Origin of the sequence: Staphylococcus sp. HMSC055C03 (assembly GCF_001809385.1) — a bacterium.
Lineage (GTDB): Bacteria > Bacillota > Bacilli > Staphylococcales > Staphylococcaceae > Staphylococcus > Staphylococcus simulans.
In genome coordinates, this window is the sequence record NZ_KV797480.1 from 1 (window position 1) to 1356 (window position 1356).

Annotated in this window: 3 protein-coding genes; all 3 read left to right on the top strand. The window is 33.4% G+C overall.

Translation table 11 applies throughout. The features are described 5' to 3' along the window. Positions 1–24: 24 nt before the first annotated feature. Positions 25–573, top strand: coding sequence for an alkaline shock response membrane anchor protein AmaP (amaP, locus tag HMPREF2603_RS02915; protein ID WP_002479521.1), 549 nt, complete (start codon positions 25–27; stop codon positions 571–573). Positions 574–588: 15 nt separating this feature from the next. Next, positions 589–828 carry a DUF2273 domain-containing protein gene (locus HMPREF2603_RS02920; protein ID WP_002479520.1) on the top strand — a complete coding sequence of 80 codons (240 nt, stop codon included), beginning with the start codon at positions 589–591 and terminating at the stop codon, positions 826–828. A gap of 67 nt (positions 829–895) precedes the next feature. After that, on the top strand, positions 896–1356 hold a 461-nt coding region (locus HMPREF2603_RS02925), incomplete at its 3' end, for an Asp23/Gls24 family envelope stress response protein (RefSeq protein ID WP_070501911.1).

Genomic DNA, 1356 nt, shown 5'->3' on the forward strand with positions numbered 1-1356 from the left:
ATTGATATGAGGAGGTGCAGCACCGTGAGAAGATTGAAGAATTTCATCTTAGGATTAATCATTGTGGTGGTTGTCGGAATGTTAGTGTTTATGCTCGCTAAAGTACCGCAGATTCCACAAGTTGAAACTTACCAACAACAATTACTGACATTTGCATGGTTCTTACCAGTACTCTTTACGTTGGCTGGACTGTTAATTGTGTTAGGTATTATTTTGGTGTTCAGCTTATTTGCGCCGACACATCGCAAGCCGGGTCTTTATAAATTTTATAAAGATGGTCATATATATATTTCAAGAAAATCAATCGAGAAAGTCGTGTATGACACAATGGCTAATTACGAGCAGTTGATGCAACCGAATGTTGTTACGAAGTGCTACAGTAAAAAGAAAAAGTCGTACATAGATGTAAAAGCGGACTTCTTTTTACCAGATGATACTCATGCACGAACTTTAACAGAAAATGTCAGAACAGATATTAAGAAAAACGTAGAATATTTCACAGAAATTCCTGTAAGAAAATTAGAGGTTAATGTGAAAGATCAGAAAAGTCCATCAAGTCCAAGAGTACTATAAAGGAGGGAGACCCAGATGCCAAACGAAAATAATCAACAACCAAATGATTCAACACAACACGTGGTGAATTTTATTAAAAGTTATATTGGTAGAATTGTCGGATTTTTAGTGTTTTTAGTTATCGCAATCTTATTCTTAACACTCGGCTTTTGGAAAACCATCCTGATTATCGTGTTGTGTTTGATTGGAATAGGAATTGGGTATATTAAAGACCGTAAGCAACAATTTCTCAACTTTTTAAATCGATGGAGTTAATTTATAATTTAAAAATTAGTTTAAGGGTATAGACGAAATATAATATGTTTGAAAAGGAGAATGTACTATGGCAGTAGATAATACAAAAGCAAAACAAGCATATGATCAAGAAACTGGAGTGAATAAAGTGGAACAGCAACAACAAGAAAACCAACAAAACCAACAACCGAAATTCCAAAATAAATTAACATTTGCAGATGAAGTGATTGAAAAAATCTCAGGTATTGCTGCACGTGAAGTTAACGGTATCTTATCATTAAAAGGCAACTTTGTTGATAGTATCAGTAATCAATTCTCTAATACTGAAAATGTGACACAAGGTGTTTCAGTAGAAGTAGGAGAAAAACAAACTGCAGTAGACTTAAAAGTAGTTTTAGAATATGGTGAATCAGCACCAAAAATCTTCAATAAAGTGACAGACTTAATTAAAGAACAAGTAAAATATATGACTGGTCTTCAAGTAGTTGAAGTAAACATGCGTGTTGAAGATGTTATGACTCGTAAAGAGTTTGAACAAAAACAAAAAAA

Coding starts and splice junctions, on each gene's coding strand:
- HMPREF2603_RS02920 (WP_002479520.1), top strand. CDS start 589: ATGCCAAACGAAAATAATCAACAACCAAATGATTCAACACAACACGTG.